This is a genomic window from Buttiauxella agrestis ATCC 33320 (assembly GCF_000735355.1).
Lineage (GTDB): Bacteria > Pseudomonadota > Gammaproteobacteria > Enterobacterales > Enterobacteriaceae > Buttiauxella > Buttiauxella agrestis.
This window is the reverse complement of the sequence record NZ_JMPI01000024.1, coordinates 62883-79465: the sequence shown is the minus strand read 5'-3', so window position 1 is coordinate 79465 and position 16583 is coordinate 62883. Positions and strand designations below refer to the sequence as shown.

16 protein-coding genes are annotated in these 16583 nt (G+C 51.6%); 9 read left to right on the top strand and 7 right to left on the bottom strand.

The genetic code is table 11. The annotated features are described in order from the left end of the window. Window positions 1-111: 111 nt before the first annotated feature. A complete protein-coding gene (gene mlc / locus GBAG_RS08505) occupies window positions 112-1329 on the bottom strand; it encodes a sugar metabolism global transcriptional regulator Mlc (RefSeq protein WP_034495017.1) in 1218 nt (405 codons plus the stop codon). A 117-nt stretch (window positions 1330-1446) separates the two neighbouring features. After that, window positions 1447-2355, bottom strand: a complete 909-nt coding sequence (locus GBAG_RS08500) for a LysR family transcriptional regulator (protein WP_034495016.1) — start codon at window positions 2353-2355, stop codon at window positions 1447-1449. 99 nt (window positions 2356-2454) lie between these two features. Here GBAG_RS08500 and GBAG_RS08495 point away from each other — a divergent pair, with 99 nt between their 5' ends. From GBAG_RS08495 to GBAG_RS08480, 5 genes are all read left to right on the top strand, one after another. Beyond that, window positions 2455-3705 (top strand): MFS transporter, encoded by a 1251-nt coding sequence (locus GBAG_RS08495; protein WP_034495015.1) that lies wholly within the window; start codon window positions 2455-2457, stop codon window positions 3703-3705. A 74-nt stretch (window positions 3706-3779) separates the two neighbouring features. Continuing rightward, complete coding sequence (locus tag GBAG_RS08490; RefSeq protein WP_034495013.1) at window positions 3780-5264, top strand: carboxypeptidase M32; 1485 nt, start codon at window positions 3780-3782, stop codon at window positions 5262-5264. A gap of 330 nt (window positions 5265-5594) precedes the next feature. Beyond that, window positions 5595-5996 carry an acid resistance repetitive basic protein Asr gene (gene asr, locus GBAG_RS08485; RefSeq protein ID WP_034495012.1) on the top strand — a complete coding sequence of 134 codons (402 nt, stop codon included), beginning with the start codon at window positions 5595-5597 and terminating at the stop codon, window positions 5994-5996. Window positions 5997-6062: 66 nt separating this feature from the next. After that, window positions 6063-6146, top strand: a complete 84-nt coding sequence (gene ydgU / locus GBAG_RS23315) for a small membrane protein YdgU (RefSeq protein WP_471679510.1) — start codon at window positions 6063-6065, stop codon at window positions 6144-6146. 98 nt (window positions 6147-6244) lie between these two features. Then, the gene (locus GBAG_RS08480; RefSeq protein WP_034495011.1) at window positions 6245-7051 is read left to right on the top strand and encodes a trypsin-like serine peptidase; all 807 of its coding nucleotides are present in this window, start codon (window positions 6245-6247) and stop codon (window positions 7049-7051) included. Window positions 7052-7087: 36 nt separating this feature from the next. Here the strand turns inward: GBAG_RS08480 and mdtI are convergent, their stop codons facing one another. The 3 genes from mdtI to GBAG_RS23310 all read right to left on the bottom strand — a co-directional run bounded on the left by mdtI (window position 7088) and on the right by GBAG_RS23310 (window position 8012). Next, the gene (gene mdtI, locus GBAG_RS08475) at window positions 7088-7417 is read right to left on the bottom strand and encodes a multidrug/spermidine efflux SMR transporter subunit MdtI (RefSeq protein ID WP_034495010.1); all 330 of its coding nucleotides are present in this window, start codon (window positions 7415-7417) and stop codon (window positions 7088-7090) included. After that, the gene (gene mdtJ, locus GBAG_RS08470; RefSeq protein WP_156104870.1) at window positions 7404-7781 is read right to left on the bottom strand and encodes a multidrug/spermidine efflux SMR transporter subunit MdtJ; all 378 of its coding nucleotides are present in this window, start codon (window positions 7779-7781) and stop codon (window positions 7404-7406) included. Before mdtJ ends, mdtI begins: the two co-directional genes overlap by 14 nt. Window positions 7782-7907: 126 nt before the next feature. Beyond that, entirely contained in the window at window positions 7908-8012 is a 105-nt protein-coding gene (locus GBAG_RS23310) for a protein YdgV (protein ID WP_471679474.1), read from the bottom strand. 232 nt (window positions 8013-8244) lie between these two features. Here GBAG_RS23310 and GBAG_RS08465 point away from each other — a divergent pair, with 232 nt between their 5' ends. After that, window positions 8245-9279: an AI-2E family transporter gene (locus tag GBAG_RS08465; protein WP_034495008.1), complete on the top strand. Its 1035-nt coding sequence runs from the start codon at window positions 8245-8247 to the stop codon at window positions 9277-9279. A 45-nt stretch (window positions 9280-9324) separates the two neighbouring features. Here GBAG_RS08465 and pptA read toward each other — a convergent pair whose 3' ends face one another. Together pptA and GBAG_RS08455 are read right to left on the bottom strand one after the other, a co-directional pair. Beyond that, window positions 9325-9555, bottom strand: a complete 231-nt coding sequence (gene pptA / locus GBAG_RS08460; protein WP_034495006.1) for a tautomerase PptA — start codon at window positions 9553-9555, stop codon at window positions 9325-9327. Window positions 9556-9617: 62 nt separating this feature from the next. Then, on the bottom strand, window positions 9618-10418 hold the full coding sequence (locus tag GBAG_RS08455; protein WP_034495005.1) for an arylamine N-acetyltransferase family protein: 801 nt from the start codon (window positions 10416-10418) through the stop codon (window positions 9618-9620). Window positions 10419-10528: 110 nt separating this feature from the next. Here GBAG_RS08455 and GBAG_RS08450 point away from each other — a divergent pair, with 110 nt between their 5' ends. The 3 genes from GBAG_RS08450 to ansP all read left to right on the top strand — a co-directional run bounded on the left by GBAG_RS08450 (window position 10529) and on the right by ansP (window position 16536). After that, window positions 10529-11611 (top strand): LacI family DNA-binding transcriptional regulator, encoded by a 1083-nt coding sequence (locus GBAG_RS08450; protein ID WP_034495004.1) that lies wholly within the window; start codon window positions 10529-10531, stop codon window positions 11609-11611. 110 nt (window positions 11612-11721) lie between these two features. Continuing rightward, a complete protein-coding gene (locus GBAG_RS08445) occupies window positions 11722-14817 on the top strand; it encodes a beta-galactosidase (protein WP_034495003.1) in 3096 nt (1031 codons plus the stop codon). 249 nt (window positions 14818-15066) lie between these two features. Continuing rightward, complete coding sequence (gene ansP / locus GBAG_RS08440) at window positions 15067-16536, top strand: L-asparagine permease (RefSeq protein ID WP_034495002.1); 1470 nt, start codon at window positions 15067-15069, stop codon at window positions 16534-16536. The last annotated feature ends 47 nt before the right edge of the window (window positions 16537-16583 follow it).

Below are 16583 nucleotides of genomic sequence, written 5' to 3'. Positions count from 1 at the left end.
AGGTGATGCTCAAAGTGATTAAAAATTGAATAATTCAGGAGTGAAAGTCTAAAAGAATAGTGATTTGACCAGTTTGAGATAGCGCAATTTTTAGTGGATCAACCAACGACATTAGCCTTGCAGCAGACGAATTAATAACGAACCGTTATACATTGCGTCTTTTACCAGCGCCGCGCCCGCCATGGTTCCACGGTGATTGTACTGCGTGCTTTCGACGTAAGTGTGTTCGCTATAGGCGGGCAACGCCTGCTGGCGAATACAATCTGTAATAGCCGGATGCAGAATATCCGCGGCTCGGTTAAACGGCGAACCAATCAGGATTTTTTGTGGATGGAACAAATTGACCATGATCGCCAGAATTCGGCCGACGTTGGTTCCGATACCCAAAATGATATCTTTCGCTAATAAGTCGCCGTTTAATGCGGCATCGCACAGTGACTCCACCGTCAGCGGCTGTTCATGCAGCATAGAACCCATAGACTGACTCATACGAAGCTGCGCCAGCTCAAGCACGCTGTCGATACTGGCGATGGTTTCCAGGCAACCGTGGTTGCCGCAATAACAGCGTTTTCCGTAAGGGTCGACTTGCGTATGTCCGATTTCGACCAGGCTGCTGCTCCCGGCATGAAGCAAACGCCCGTCGGTAATTACACCTGCGCCGACATTATCATCAATCACCACCTGAATGACGTCTCGCGCCCCTTTTGAGGCACCAAACAGCCCTTCTGCCATCGTCCATGCGCTGATGTCGTGTTGGATATAAACCGGCACGCCGGTGTAATTTTCCAGAATCTCGCCCAGCGGCATATCGCAAACTTCGTAGAACGGCATACGGTGCACAATGCCGCGCTTGGTATCAATAATCCCAGGCATGGTGATGGCGATGGCGGTGAGGCGTTCGAGTTTGTGTTGATGGCGGATAAAGAATTGATCGATTTGCGCGATGATGCGCTCGACCAGCGGTTGCGTGTCTTCAACCGCCAGCACGACGGTGTCTTCGACAATCAACTTGCTGCTTAAATCATGCAGGCCGAGTGAGATTTCCCCGCGACTAATCCGCACAGATAAATAGTGCCATGCTTCCGTTTCCAGCATCAGCCCCACAGCAGGACGCCCCCGGCTACCCGGGTCCTGAATTTCCGTTTCTTGCACCAGGTGGGCTTCAATCATTTCACGAACAATTTTCGTGATACTGGCTGGAGCCAGTTGCGCCAGGCGAGAAAGATCGATGCGCGACACCGGCCCATGGGTATCAATCAAGCGATAAACTACGCCAGCGTTAGTTTGCTTGATCTGATCAATATGGCCCGGTTGGCTATCAGCAACCACTTGCGACTCCCTTTATTTTCGCGCTGCGAAATAAACTTTGGGCTATGGTGAAACACTTCAAGTGAAGGAGTCAAATATTTACGTAGGGTTGTGATTTACCGCACATATTCCGCCGATTTACGGCTCTTTTAACACCGTTATTGACTCAGTTAACAAGGCGGAGATCCGAAGTGCGGCGGCAGAAAGCTCACGATGTTTAGGCCAGACCAGCCACATTTCCGACTGCGCTTCGGCCTCTTTCAACGGCAGCCATACCACTTCGGATAAACGTACCCGCTTAAATGACGCCGGAAGTATAGAAACGCCTAATCCTGCGGATACCAGGCCAATAATCGTCATCGCCTCACCCACTTCCTGCGTGATATAGGGCGAAATCCCGTGGCGTTGCAGCAGGCCGAGAATATCGTCATACAGGCCCGTTCCCACATGCGGGTCAAAAAAGACAAACGGCTCCTGCGCCAGTTGGTGCAGGGAAATGGCTGAACACTCCGCCAGAGGGTGATCACGATGTACCATCGCCATCAGCGGTTCGCGCAGCACCGCGCTCCAGGCTAGCGTGTCCGGAAGCCGCGTGTTGCGCATCAAACCCAACTCTAACTCGCCTTCATTTAATGGCGCGATTTGTTCGCGAGTATTAATTTCCCGCATCTGGAGATGAACATCCGGGTAACTTCGGCGAAAAGTCGACAGGCTGTCGGACACCGTTTTAATAAAAGGTGCCGATGAAGTAAAACCGATACGCAGCTCCCCCGTTTCGCCCTGATGCAATCTCGCGGCACGCCCTGCGGCGGCATCCACCTGGTTTAAAATCTGCCGTGAATCGAGCAAAAACTGACTGCCCGCCGCTGTCAGGCTAACGCTACGGTTGGTGCGCGCCAGTAGACGCGCGCCGATTTGTTGTTCAAGAATTTGAATTTGCTGGCTAAGAGGAGGTTGCGAGATACGCAAGCGTGCGGCAGCACGGCCAAAATGTAACTCTTCAGCAACGGCAATAAAGTAGCGCAGGTGACGTAATTCAATATTCATACTTTAAACATATCAATTGAGATTATTAATATATTAGACAGAACATTCATGTTTTTCTACTCTGAGAATTAGACCACACCTGCACAATAAGGAACCATTTTGAGTCGTACAACCCTCGTCAACACCGCCCCGGCACAGGACGTTGACGAAAGAGTTTTGCCCCAGCCGACGAGCTTTATCAAACGTGGTTCACCTCAGTTTATGCGCGTCACACTGGCGCTATTTTCTGCCGGACTCGCCACCTTCGCTCTGCTTTATTGCGTCCAACCCATTTTGCCGGTTCTGTCGCATGAATTTGGTGTATCCCCTGCCAGCAGCAGTATTTCGTTATCCGTTTCTACCGCAACGTTGGCCATCGGCCTGCTGTTTACCGGGCCACTTTCCGATGCGATCGGTCGTAAACCCGTGATGGTGACAGCGCTTTTGCTGGCCTCAATTTGCACACTGCTTTCGACCATGATGACCAGTTGGCACGGCATTTTAATGATGCGGGCGCTGATTGGGTTGTCGCTCAGCGGTGTGGCGGCAGTCGGCATGACCTATCTGAGCGAAGAGATTCACCCAAGCGTAGTGGCCTTTTCGATGGGGTTGTATATCAGCGGGAACTCCATTGGTGGCATGAGCGGGCGCTTGCTCAGCGGTGTAATAACCGACTTCTTTAACTGGCGCATTGCCGTCGCCGCGATTGGCTGTTTCGCGCTCGCATCCGCTTTAATGTTCTGGAAGATTTTGCCGGCCTCGAAGCATTTCCGCCCTTCTTCTTTGCGGCCAAAAACACTGTTTATCAACTTCCGCCTGCACTGGCGTGACAAGGGTTTGCCGCTGCTGTTTGCCCAAGGGTTTCTGCTGATGGGCGCGTTTGTGACGCTGTTTAATTACATCGGTTATCGACTGATGCAAGGACCGTGGTATTTAAGCCAGGCGGTGGTGGGATTGCTATCGGTGGCTTATTTAACCGGCACCTGGAGTTCCCCAAAAGCAGGCGCGATGACGGCTAAATTTGGTCGCGGCCCGGTGATGATTTTTTCCACCGCCATCATGCTGACCGGCCTGCTGTTAACGGTGTTTTCCCCCTTGCCGGTTATTTTTGCGGGAATGCTGCTCTTTTCAGCAGGATTTTTCGCCGCGCACTCGGTCGCCAGCGGCTGGATTGGCCCACGGGCTAAACGCGCAAAAGGCCAGGCTTCTTCCCTGTATTTATTCAGTTATTACCTGGGTTCAAGCCTTGCGGGGACACTCGGCGGTGTGTTCTGGCACCAGTTTGGTTGGGTAGGTGTGGCGAGTTTTATCGGCTCGCTGTTGGTCTTGTCATTACTGGTGGGGACGCGTTTGCATCATCGCGCACAATAAGCGGCTTACAGCCTCGTTTTAGTGGATGCTTTTTGCTATTTTCACAGGCGAAAATCATCTCTTCTCGAGGCCATATGGAAAAGCAAAATTACAACCACCTCACCCGCACCTTCCAGCGTCTTTCAAGATTTGAGCATCTTTCAGCCATCGCTGGCTGGGATATGTTCACCAATATGCCTCCCAACGGTAGCGCCGCGCGAGGCGACGCTTTGGCTGAACTCAGCGTTTTGCGCCACCAGATCCTGACGGATAAAAAAATTGCCACGCTGTTGCAGGCGGCCGTTCAGGAGAACCTGAATGATGTCGAGCGTGCTAACTTGCGTGAAATGACGCGCCAGTACCAGGAGGCTATTTTACTGCCCGCTTCTCTGGTGGAAGAGAAATCACTGGTCGGCACACGCTGTGAACATGGTTGGCGTACCCAGCGCCCAGCGAACGACTGGCAGGGGTTTTCGGCCAATCTGAAAGAAGTGGTACGCGTCAGCCGCGAAGAAGCAAAACTGCGTGCCGATGCGAAAGGGAAATCCTGCTACGACGCGTTGTTAGATATCTACGAACCCGGCATGACCAGCGCTAAACTCGATGTGTTGTTCGGAGATTTACGCACCTGGCTGCCCGATTTGCTGCAAAAAGTGGTTGATAAACAAGAAAAAGAAACGGTTGTTACGCCGACTGGCCCGTTTGCCACCCAGGACCAACGGGAACTGGGTCTGGAAACCATGAAGCTGTTGGGTTTTGATTTTAACGGCGGGCGACTCGATGTCAGTGCGCATCCCTTCTGCGGCGGTGTGCCGCAAGATGTGCGTATCACCACGCGCTATGATGAATCCGACCTGGTTAGCGCCCTGTTTGGTGTCATCCACGAAACAGGTCACGCACGTTACGAACAAAACTTGCCGCGGGAATGGCTCGGTCAGCCCGTTGCACAGGCGCGTTCCACGGCTATCCACGAATCACAAAGTCTGTTCTTTGAAATGCAGTTGGGCCGCAGCAAAGAGTTCCTGAAACTGTTGCTGCCGATGGTCACTGCTCGCTTTGGCAAGCAACCGGCGTTTGAAGCCGCTAACTTTATTGCCGTTAATCAGCGCGTTGAACGTGGATTTATTCGCGTTGATGCCGATGAAGTCAGCTATCCGGCTCATGTCGTTTTACGATATGAAATCGAACGTGCGCTGATTGATGGCGATATCGAAGTGGAAGATATCCCGGCATTGTGGGATGAGAAAATGCAACATTGGCTGGGACTTTCGACTAAAGATAACTTCCGCAACGGCTGTATGCAGGATATTCACTGGACGGACGGCGCGTTTGGCTATTTCCCGTCTTACACGCTGGGTGCGATGTATGCCGCACAATTGTTCAACTCCGCAAAACTGGCACTGCCGCAGCTTGAAAGCGACATCGCAGAAGGTAACTTCACCGCGCTGTTCGACTGGTTACGCCAGAATATCTGGCAGCACGGCAGCCGATTCACCACTTCAGAATTGATTACCAACGCAACCGGCGAAGACCTTAACCCGTTGTATTTCCGTAAACATTTAGAAGCGCGTTACCTTTAGTGTTCCCCGCCTTTCCGCGCCCAAAATAATTTGGATTGTAGAAAGGCGGCAAGCGCATCAACAATTCAAAGTATGACGGGCGCAGTGTACAAACCGTTACACGCCGATACCAATCACTCACTGAAGCCTTTGATCCACAAGTCTATAGTTCATCTCAACGGCCCCGCAGTGGGGTTCAAACATTGACCCAAAGTAATTCGAGTTGCAGGAAGGCGGCAAGTGACCGAGTCCCGATGAGCTTACTCTAGTAAGTGATTCGGGTGAGTAAATGAAGCCAACACACCAGCAACTTGAAGTACGAAGGGCATAAACAAATTCGAGGATGTCGAGATGAATAAAGTATTAGCTCTGGTAGTTGCCGCTGCAATGGGTCTGTCTTCTGCTGCTTTCGCCGCTGAAACTACAGCCGCTCCGGCTCCTGCGGCAACTTCTTCTGCTGCTCACGCTCCAGCTGCAAAAACCACTCACCACAAAAAGCACAAAAAAGCTGCTACCGAGCAAAAAGCTCAGGCCGCTAAAAAACACAAAAAAGAAGTGAAGAAAACTGAAGCAGCAAAACCTGCACAAACCGAGCAGAAAGCTCAGGCTGCTAAAAAGCACCACAAGAAAGCAACAACCAAAACTGAAGCGGCAAAACCAGCGGCTCAGAAAGCGCAAGCTGCCAAAAAACACCACAAAAAACCAGTAGCTAAAACTGAAGCAGCAAAACCTGCAACTCAGCCAGCTGCATAAGGTTATCGGGGTTCACCCGTAGGCTAAAAACACCCGGTTCGCCGGGTGTTTACTTTCGGAGTCTGGATGATGTTGCGACGCTATAGTTTTGAAATCATCCTCACGCTGCTCATTCTTTGCGGCATTATTACGCTAAGCTTCTGGCTTTAATGACTTTTTACTCCCACTTTTTGTGCGACCCGTCTATAGTTAGACCATTCATCTCGTTTATATAAAAATCAAAATTAATCGCCCCATCAGAGAGTGATATGCGCAAAAAAGTTGTGATGTTGTTAGGAGTGCTGTGTTTTTTACCCGCCCTTTCCCATGCCGATGACGATAGCGCGGCCGACGTCAAAACGCTTTTTTTTGGTAAGGATGACCGTACACACGTCAACGACCCTGCAACACCGCCCTGGGATGCCATTGGTCAGCTCGAAACGGCCAGCGGTAATTTGTGTACCGCAACGTTAATTTCCCCTCATCTGGCGCTGACTGCCGGACACTGTTTGCTGCAACCGCCTCGCGGCAAGCCTGATAAAGCCATTGCATTGCGTTTTGTCTCTAATAAAGGCAAATGGCGTTATGAAATTCATGATATTGAAGGCAGAGTTGAATCGACGCTTGGCCGTCGCCTGAAACCGGATGGGGAGGGTTGGATTGTGCCGTCGGGTGCCGCACCACATGATTTTGGCCTGATTATTTTGCATAACCCGCCTTCAGGAATTACCCCGTTGCCTCTGTTTGAAGGGGATCGCGACGCACTCACTGAAGCGCTTAAAAGTCAGAGCCGCAAAGTCACGCAGTCGGGTTATCCGGAAGATCATCTTGACGACCTGTATACCCATAGTGATTGCCTGATTACAGGTTGGGCGCAAAAAACCGTGCTTTCGCATCAGTGCGATACATTGCCGGGAGATAGCGGTTCGCCATTGATGTTAAAAACAGACAGTGGCTGGAAGTTGATTGCAGTACAAAGCTCCGCCCCTGCTGCTAAAGACCGTTACCGCGCCGATAACCGGGCGATTTCAGTGACAGGTTTTCGTGACCAGCTAGAAGTTTTAGCCAGGCAGTAATTTCGCCGCCCGGCCAACATGCCGGGCGGTTTTGCTTTATGCCAGTTTGATGAGCACCATACCCGCCAGCAATAAAACCAGCCCAATCCATCCCTTACGATTTAGCCGCTGGCCAAACAAAATCCAACCCGCAGCCACGGTAGCCATAATGCCGAAACCGCCCCACAAGGCGTAAGCCACTGAAAGATCGATACCTTTTACCGCCTGAGCCAGCGAGCTAAAAGCGGCCAGCACCGCACACAGCGACAACACACCGTAGCCAAAACGACGGAATCCATCAGAGTGCTTTAAGAGAATGTTAGCGACAATTTCCAACACGATTGCCAGCAGTAACCACAACGCGTGAATCCATTCAAACGACGGCATGTTCCCTCTCCTTTGCAGGTTTTGGGGTGTGTGGTTTATTGGCGCTGGTGCCTGATTTAATCAGCGCAATCCCCACCACCAGCGTCGTCAATCCCATTATTTTAAGCGGTGAGATTGACTCATCAAACAATAAGACGCTGAACAGGGTGATGAATAAAATGCCAATCCCTTCCCACATCGCATAGGCCACGCCAAGTGCGATTTTTTTAACCGAAAATGAAAGTAAAATATAAGACAGTGCGATCATTACCAGCATGAAAATATAACCGAGATTATCATCGCTGACGCTCGACCATTTCATGGATAATGTGCCGGTAATTTCGGCAGCGATAGCAAGCGCTAATAAAATCCAATAGATCATGATTTCTCTCCTGACAGAGAAAATAGCCTAACCACAGCTTGCAAATGTGCTTAATAAAGCCTGCAAGCCAAATAAAATAAGTGTGATTTTTATCCCGAATTTATTCGAGATACTGCCAGGCAAAGGGATCTAAAGCGCGTTACGCCAGTGTTGTTCACCGGATAGGGAGAAAGCAGAAGAGAAAAACGGGGCTTGATGGGTCAGTAACGTTCTGAACAGCTTGTTCGTAAGCATAATGTCCATAATTTTCACAACATATCCGCGGTGTTGCTTCTCATCAGTTGCGGATAGTAAATTGTCCTCAGTAGTCAAACACCCTGAATTTGTACCATATTTCAGGATGTGCCGCTTTCCCTTTTCAATTCTTTACGCTCAGGAGCCGGGAAAATAAGTGTATACCCCTTCTTTTCTCGCCCGTATTATAAGCTGCATTAAGGAACATTCTATTCAGACGGGATCATCAATAATGGCAAAACCCATTATTACACTCAGCGGTTTAAAAGCCGTCATTATGTTCGGGATGATTGTCATCATTCTGGTGGGCATAAAAATAGCCGCAGAGATTATCGTGCCATTTATTCTGGCGCTGTTTATTGCCATTATCCTCAATCCGATGATTCGCCGTCTGGAGCGTGTCCGGGTGCCGCGCGTGATGGCGATTGTGCTCGTCATTTCAGTAATCGTGTGTTTTGTGGTGCTTTTACTCGCCTATCTTGGCACTACGTTGAATGAACTCACGCGCACCCTGCCGCAATATCGCTCGTCGTTAATTTCTCCGCTGCAAACGCTGGAACCGTGGTTACAACGTGCAGGGATTTCCGTTTCGGTCGATGAACTGGTGAAATATATCGACCCGAATGCCGCGATGACGCTCGTCACCAGCCTGATTACCCAGCTTTCTAACGCCATGACGTCCATCTTTTTGCTGCTGCTGACCGTGGTATTTATGCTGACTGAAGTGCCGCAGTTGCCGATAAAACTTCAGCAATTGATGTCGCGCCCGGCGGAAGGTATGGGCGCGATTCAACGTGCCCTGGATAGCGTCAGTCGCTATCTGGTGCTGAAAACGGCCATCAGCCTGGTCACCGGTTTGGTGGTGTGGATCATGCTCGCGATGCTCGATGTGCGCTTTGCCTTTGTCTGGGCGCTGCTCGCCTTCTCGCTTAATTACATTCCCAATATCGGTTCCGTTCTGGCTGCAATCCCTCCTGTCGCGCAGGTTCTGGTGTTCAGTGGGTTATATGAAGCGTTGCTGGTGGTGGCGGGTTATCTGGCGATAAACCTGGTATTCGGCAATATCATTGAGCCGCGCATGATGGGGCGCGGGCTGGGTTTATCAACGCTGGTGGTGTTTTTGTCGTTGATATTTTGGGGTTGGCTGCTGGGACCTGTGGGCATGTTGCTTTCGGTTCCGCTGACTATCGCGGTGAAAATTGCACTTGAACAAAACGAAGGTGGCAAAAGCATTGCGGTGCTGCTCAGTGATGTGACCAAAAACTAAGAATGCGGAGCCGTTCGCTTTATTGAGAGCGGCTCCAACATGAGATTAGAGGCTGTAACCCGGTTTTTTGGCAAGAGTCTCAAGCTGCGGAGCGATCTCTTTATCGTAGACATCCTCTTTCCAGCGATCTTTTTCAATCGGCGTTAACGCCACGGAAAGCGATTCATCCGTTGAACTGAAATGCTTCTTAAGCACGTCGCAAATGTCGGCAGCCAGCGCTTCTTTTTGCTCGTCAGTCAGTTCACGTGGAAAGTGTTTTACAGTGATATGCGGCACAGCGGTTCTCCCCTTTTATTGGAAACAATATACTTACGTGAAGCCCTGTTTTGTTGCAATCGCTAAAAGCGACAAATTGCAGCAAACTCATCAAGGCTGAAACCATGCTGTTTATCATCGACGCGCAGCCCGAATCTTTGCTGAATTAATTGATAGAGTTCAGCGGCATTGTCCTGGGTTCGCGGCTGCCCATCACTGAATTGCCAGTCATTTTGCGTCAGGCTCACCCCGTTATCCCCCTTTAAACACATCATCAAATGATGGCGGAAATGGGACGTCGGCCAGTTCGAGACGTAGTAATTAGCCACCTCAAAATCGGCCGGATACTGCGGGTTTAAATCGAATCGGTACAGCGGTAGCCATTCATTTTGCTGCTGAATACTCAGCAAATAATCGCCTTCCACCTGCGTTAAACGATAAACGCCGTGGGCGGTGGGTTGGGAGATATCGACCGCAAGGCGCAACGGTGCCGTCAAAGTCTTGCCGCCAAAACCGACATCGGCAATAAAACGTTGCTGATGGATGCTCACCAGCAGTAAACGGTGGGTGCGCGCAGGCATTTCAGGCGGGTTGGCGATAAGCACTCGGGCGCCTAAGTCCTCAACCTCAAAACCGATGTTTTCCAGGGCGGCACGCAACAATGCGTTTTGCTCGTAGCAGTATCCACCGCGGCCAGCAACAACCAACTTTTCGAACACATCATCCAGTCCGATATTGATTTGTCGCCCCAGCAGCACATCTACATTTTCAAAGGGGATCGTGGAAGTATGCAGTAGATGAATACGTTGCAAGGTTTCTAAATCTGACGTTGCTGCCCCATCAAAACCAATGCGCGCGAAATATGCCTGTGGGTCAAAAGCCATAATCTCAATCTCTTAAAAGATGATGACTTCACTATAATGCGTTTTTTTTAAAGCAAATGATCGATAATGCCAAACACGCCCCGGAATAGTTGCGCCAGAAGGAAGCCGCCATGAAAACTAAATCGATGACACTTTACGATGTGGCAAAACATGCCAACGTCTCCTATCAGACCGTGTCGCGAGTCATTAATCAGGCGGAGCATGTTTCGGAAAAAACACGGCGTAAAGTAGAAACCGCCATGCAGGAACTCAATTACGTTCCCAATCGCGTCGCGCAGCAACTGGCCGGGAAACTGAGCCATACCCTCGGGCTGGTCACCAGTAATTTATCATTGCACGCCCCCTCGCAAATTGCCGCGGCGATTAAATCTCAGGCCAGCAAACTCCACTTTAACGTGGTGATGTCGATGATTGAGCAGCCCGATTTAAATGCCTGTAAAAATGCGGTGAACGGTTTGCTTTCCCAGCGAGTCGATGGACTGATCGTTAACATCCCGCTGGAAGATGAGCAGGCGCAAGCTATCCGCGCGATGTGCGGCACTGTTCCGGTGTTGTTCGTGGATGTTTCTCCTGAACTGGCAACCCACAGTATTACGTTTGATGCCGTCACGGGTGCGCATTTGGCGGTGGAACATCTTGTTGCGCAAGGTCACAAACAGGTCGCCTTACTTTGCGGCCCGCAGGATTCGGTATCCGCTCGTCTGCGTCAGCAAGGCTGGCAACAGGCGCTGGCGAAACATCACCTGAATGCAGTGGCGCAGCTGCAAGGCGACTGGAGTTCGTTGTCGGGTTATCTGCAAACACTGGCGCTCATCAGTCTCAATACTCCGTTCACCGCCCTGTTGGTCGCCAACGACCAAATGGCGTTAGGTTCGTTGCGTGCGCTCAACGAATCGGGTTTGTCCGTCCCGAAGCACGTTTCGGTCGTCGGCTATGACGACACCGAGGACAGCGCCTGTTTTATCCCGCCGCTCACTACCATCAAGCAGGACTTTAAAGCACTGGGATCTGCCAGTGTCGACCGACTGATTGCCCTGATTCATAGCGGCGACCTTCCCTTGCAGGCGACAGTGCTGGCGGTGACGCTTATCGAGCGCAAGACCACCGCCACTCCCCACTCGGAAACCGACTCACCGCAAGCGTTAGCCGACGCGTTGACGGCTCTTGCCCGCCAGGTTGCACGCCTTAAATGATTTTGTGAATCGACTCACCTGAACGTGTTTTGCTGCTTTACATCTGCGTGAGTAAAAATCATATTAATGACAATTGTGAGCGCATCGCAAAACACAAAGGAACATTGAATATGACGATAAAATCGGCAACCGTCGCGGCTTCACTGGCTGCAATTCTTGGGCGACGTGACTGGGAAAACCCGGCGGTGACGCAATTAAACCGCCTGTCTGCACATCCCCCTTTTGCCAGTTGGCGTTGTGAACAGGCGGCGCGGAAAGACACTGCTTCTGAAAGTGCCGTTAGCCTCAATGGTGACTGGCAGTTTAGCTATTTTACTCAACCAGAGCGTGTTCCGCAGAGTTGGATTGCCGCCGATTTACCCGATGCACAGACTTTACCCGTCCCCTCAAACTGGCAAATGCACGGCTTTGATGCGCCCATTTACACTAATGTGACCTATCCAATCCCCGTCACTCCGCCGCGGGTTCCTGAAGAGAACCCAACCGGTTGTTACTCGCTCACATTTAATATTAATGAAGCGTGGATCGAGAGCGGCAAGACGCGCATTATTTTCGACGGCGTCAATTCTGCCTTTCACCTGTGGTGCAACGGGGCATGGATTGGCTACGGCCAGGACAGCCGTTTGCCTTCTGAATTTGATTTAAGCGATGTACTGCATGCGGGAGAGAACCGGATCGCCGTAATGGTATTGCGTTGGTGCGATGGCAGTTATCTGGAAGATCAGGATATGTGGCGCATGAGCGGGATTTTCCGCGATGTCACGCTGTTGCACAAACCGGCTACTCATCTGAGCAATGTGCGAGTGAGTACGCATCTTAATGAAGATTTCAGTCATGCGGTGCTGGAAACTCAGGTCACAGTCCAGGGGGAAAATACAGCGTCGGTGCAGGTTTCAGTCCAGTTGTGGCGCGGCGAGCAATGTATTGGCGAGAAGCAGCAGAAACTCGGCAGTGAAATTATTGATGAACGTGGTGCATATCACGACCGCACGACGCTGAAACTCCCGGTCGCCAATCCGCTTTTGTGGAGTGCCGAACTTCCGCATTTATATCGCGTGGTGGTGGTGTTGCGCGATGGCGCGGGCAACATCATTGAAGCGGAAGCCTATGACGTGGGTTTCCGTAAAGTCGAAATCCAGCAAGGCTTGCTGAAACTTAACGGCAAACCGCTGCTGATCCGCGGCACCAACCGCCATGAGCATCACCCGATCCATGGCCAGGTGATGGACGCAGAAACCATGCGCCAGGACATTATGCTGATGAAACAGCATAACTTTAATGCGGTGCGCTGCTCGCATTACCCCAATCACCCGCTCTGGTATCGGCTGTGCGACAAATACGGAATGTACGTGGTCGACGAAGCAAATATTGAAACTCACGGTATGGTGCCGATGAACCGTCTGAGTGACGATCCGGTGTGGCTCCCCGCGATGACCGAACGCGTCACGCGAATGGTGCTGCGCGATTTCAACCATCCCTCGATTATTATCTGGTCGCTGGGTAATGAATCCGGCCATGGCGCGAACCACGACGCGCTTTACCGCTGGATTAAATCCGTCGACCCGGCGCGCCCGGTGCAGTACGAAGGCGGAGGTGCCGACAGTGCAGCCACCGATATTATTTGCCCGATGTATGCGCGAGTCGACCAGGATCAGCCTTTCCCTGCGGTACCAAAATGGTCAATCAAAAAGTGGATTGGAATGCCCGGTGAAACGCGCCCGCTGATCCTGTGCGAATACGCTCACGCCATGGGTAACAGCTTCGGCGGCTTCCATAAATACTGGCAGGCGTTCCGTCAACACCCGCGTCTGCAAGGTGGTTTCGTCTGGGATTGGGTGGACCAATCGCTGATTAAACACGATGAAAACGGCAACGCTTTTTCTGCTTACGGCGGCGACTTTGGCGATAAACCCAACGATCGTCAGTTCTGCATGAATGGGCTGGTGTTCGCTGACCGCACGCCACACCCGGCGTTGTATGAAGCCCAGCAGGCACAGCAGTTTTTCCAGTTTGAACTGCATCGTGAATCCCCATTACGCCTGGTCATTTCCAGCGAATATTTATTCCGTCAGAGCGATAACGAACGCCTGACCTGGAATATCGCCCAGGCCGGAGAAACCCTCGCCAGCGGCGAAGTGCTGTTAGAGATCGCTGCGCTTGGTACGCAGACCGTTATCTTCGATTCCCTACCGAAAATCACCCAAAACGGCGACGTCTGGCTTACGGTAAAAGTCGAACAAATCAGCGCCACCGCCTGGTCTGATGCCGGTCATATTTGCGCCTGGGAGCAATGGCAGCTTGCGGGTGCGCTGAACGCTACGGTGCCGCAGATTACGGGCGAAGCGCCGCAGCTGGAAACCAGCCCTTGTCACTTTAATGTTCACCTTGGCCACCACCACTGGCAATTTAACCGTGAAACCGGGCTGCTCAATCAGTGGTGGACGGCGCAACAGCCCGCCCTGCTACACCCGCTGCACGATCAATTCACGCGTGCTCCGTTAGATAACGACATCGGCGTAAGCGAAGTGACGCGCATTGATCCCAATGCCTGGGTGGAGCGCTGGAAAGCCGCGGGCATGTATCAACTCGAGTCACAACTGGAATACTGCGAAGCCGAAGCGCTGGCCAATGAAGTCCAGTTGCGCACGGTTCATAGCTGGGTGCATGACGGTAAAACGTTGTTTGTCAGCCACAAACTGTGGCGGATTGATTGCCAGGGTGAGTTACATGTCAGCGTGGATGTTGATGTAGCATTTGGCACACCGCCGCCTGCGCGGATTGGTTTAACCTGCCAGCTTGCCCACGTCGATTCGCAGGTCAGTTGGCTCGGGTTGGGGCCGCACGAAAACTACCCCGACCGTCAGCAATCTGCACTGTTTGATTCCTGGCAGCGCCCGCTTGAGGATATGCACACGCCGTATGTTTTCCCTGGCGAAAATGGTCTGCGGTGCGACACTCAAAGGCTGGAATATGGCGATAATCAATGGTGTGGAAATTTCCATTTCAACATCAGCCGCTTTAGCCAGCAGCAATTGCGCGAAACGTCCCATCGCCATTTATTAGTCGAAGAAGCAGGGAGTTGGCTGAATCTGGATGGTTTCCATATGGGTGTTGGGGGTGATGATTCCTGGAGCCCGAGCGTGTCGCCGGAATATCTGCTGGATAAACAGCATTATCATTACGAGCTGAGCTGGACACGTCGTTAATCGAAGGCCGGATGAGCGCAGCGTCATCCGGCATTTACATCTGATTGTCGGATGACGCTACCGGTAATCCGACCTACAAAACTATTTCTCGCACTTTTCCCCTTCATCTCTGAAAAAAGGCATTAGCGTCCTTAACCATTTATGGATAGGATTTAGCGCCCGTTTTGCCATGACGCTGCCGTTATAAGGCTGAAGTTAAAAAATGTCAGGTTACAAACCGGGATTCTTTTGACAAGGATAAAGGGAAACATGAACACAACATCGACCACAGAAGCAGAAAAACACGCAGCCAAACGACGTTGGCTAAATTCACACGATTCCGGTTATCACAAAGCGATGGGCAACCGCCAGGTGCAGATGATTGCCATTGGCGGCGCGATTGGTACTGGCCTGTTTTTAGGCGCAGGCGCTCGTTTGCAGATGGCTGGCCCGGCGTTGGCACTGGTCTATCTGGTTTGCGGGATCTTTTCTTTCTTTATTCTGCGCGCCCTGGGCGAACTGGTGCTCCATCGCCCTTCCAGCGGCAGTTTCGTTTCTTATGCCCGTGAGTTCCTCGGCGAAAAAGCCTCTTACGTCGCAGGCTGGATGTACTTCGTAAACTGGGCGATGACCGGCATCGTCGATATCACCGCTGTCGCACTGTATATGCATTATTGGGGCGCCTTCGGAGATATTCCGCAGTGGGTGTTTGCGCTCTGCGCCCTGGGGATCGTCGGCACGATGAACATGATCGGCGTGAAGTGGTTCGCGGAAATGGAATTTTGGTTCGCGCTGATCAAAGTCCTCGCCATTATCGCGTTCCTGGTCGTCGGGACGGTTTTCCTCGGCAGCGGCAAAATGCTTGATGGCAACGCGACCGGCTTCCATTTAATCACCGATAACGGCGGTTTCTTCCCCCACGGCCTGTTGCCTGCTTTGGTCCTGGTGCAGGGCGTAGTATTTGCCTTTGCCTCGATTGAACTGGTCGGCACAGCGGCTGGCGAGTGTAAAGACCCGCAGACCATGGTGCCGAAAGCGATTAACAGCGTTATCTGGCGCATCGGCCTGTTTTACGTCGGCTCCGTGGTTTTGCTGGTGCTGTTGCTGCCGTGGAATGCCTATCAAGCCGGGCAAAGTCCGTTTGTGACATTTTTCTCAAAACTGGGCGTGCCTTATATCGGTGACATCATGAATATGGTGGTGCTGAGTGCCGCACTTTCGAGCCTCAACTCTGGCCTCTATTCCACCGGGCGTATTCTGCGCTCCATGTCGATGGGCGGCTCGGCACCAAAATTCATGTCGAAAATGAGTAAGCAACAAGTGCCGTATGCCGGGATTCTGGTGACGCTTGGCGTTTATGTGATTGGCGTGGTGCTGAACTATCTTGTGCCTTCGCAAGTGTTTGAGATTGTCCTGAACGTGGCCTCGCTGGGAATTATCACTTCCTGGGCGTTTATCGTGGTTTGCCAGATGCGTCTGCGCAAAGCGATTAAAGAAGGGAAAGCGGCGGATGTCAGTTTCAAAATGCCGGGCGCGCCGTTCACCTCGTGGTTGACGCTGTTGTTCCTGTTCAGCGTGCTGGTGTTAATGGCGTTCGATTATCCGAATGGAACTTATACCATTGCGTCCATTCCACTGATTGGGGTGTTGCTGGTGCTGGGTTGGTTTGGTGCGCGTAGACGCGTACACGAGCTGGCGCATAATCCGGATGCGCATCCAGACGATATTCCAAACGTTTAGTCCGGTTTAAACATTAAGGGCAGAAATGAGTTTTCTGCCCTTTTTCC

Excerpts from the sequence above, each read along its gene's own strand:
- GBAG_RS08500 (WP_034495016.1), bottom strand. The coding sequence starts at position 2,355 with ATGAATATTGAATTACGTCACCTGCGCTACTTTATTGCCGTTGCTGAA.
- GBAG_RS08490 (WP_034495013.1), top strand. The coding sequence starts at position 3,780 with ATGGAAAAGCAAAATTACAACCACCTCACCCGCACCTTCCAGCGTCTT.
- asr (WP_034495012.1), top strand. The coding sequence starts at position 5,595 with ATGAATAAAGTATTAGCTCTGGTAGTTGCCGCTGCAATGGGTCTGTCT.
- ydgU (WP_471679510.1), top strand. The coding sequence starts at position 6,063 with ATGATGTTGCGACGCTATAGTTTTGAAATCATCCTCACGCTGCTCATT.
- GBAG_RS08480 (WP_034495011.1), top strand. The coding sequence starts at position 6,245 with ATGCGCAAAAAAGTTGTGATGTTGTTAGGAGTGCTGTGTTTTTTACCC.
- mdtI (WP_034495010.1), bottom strand. The coding sequence starts at position 7,417 with ATGCCGTCGTTTGAATGGATTCACGCGTTGTGGTTACTGCTGGCAATC.
- GBAG_RS23310 (WP_471679474.1), bottom strand. The coding sequence starts at position 8,012 with ATGCTTACGAACAAGCTGTTCAGAACGTTACTGACCCATCAAGCCCCG.
- GBAG_RS08465 (WP_034495008.1), top strand. The coding sequence starts at position 8,245 with ATGGCAAAACCCATTATTACACTCAGCGGTTTAAAAGCCGTCATTATG.
- GBAG_RS08455 (WP_034495005.1), bottom strand. The coding sequence starts at position 10,418 with ATGGCTTTTGACCCACAGGCATATTTCGCGCGCATTGGTTTTGATGGG.
- GBAG_RS08450 (WP_034495004.1), top strand. The coding sequence starts at position 10,529 with ATGAAAACTAAATCGATGACACTTTACGATGTGGCAAAACATGCCAAC.
- GBAG_RS08445 (WP_034495003.1), top strand. The coding sequence starts at position 11,722 with ATGACGATAAAATCGGCAACCGTCGCGGCTTCACTGGCTGCAATTCTT.
- ansP (WP_034495002.1), top strand. The coding sequence starts at position 15,067 with ATGAACACAACATCGACCACAGAAGCAGAAAAACACGCAGCCAAACGA.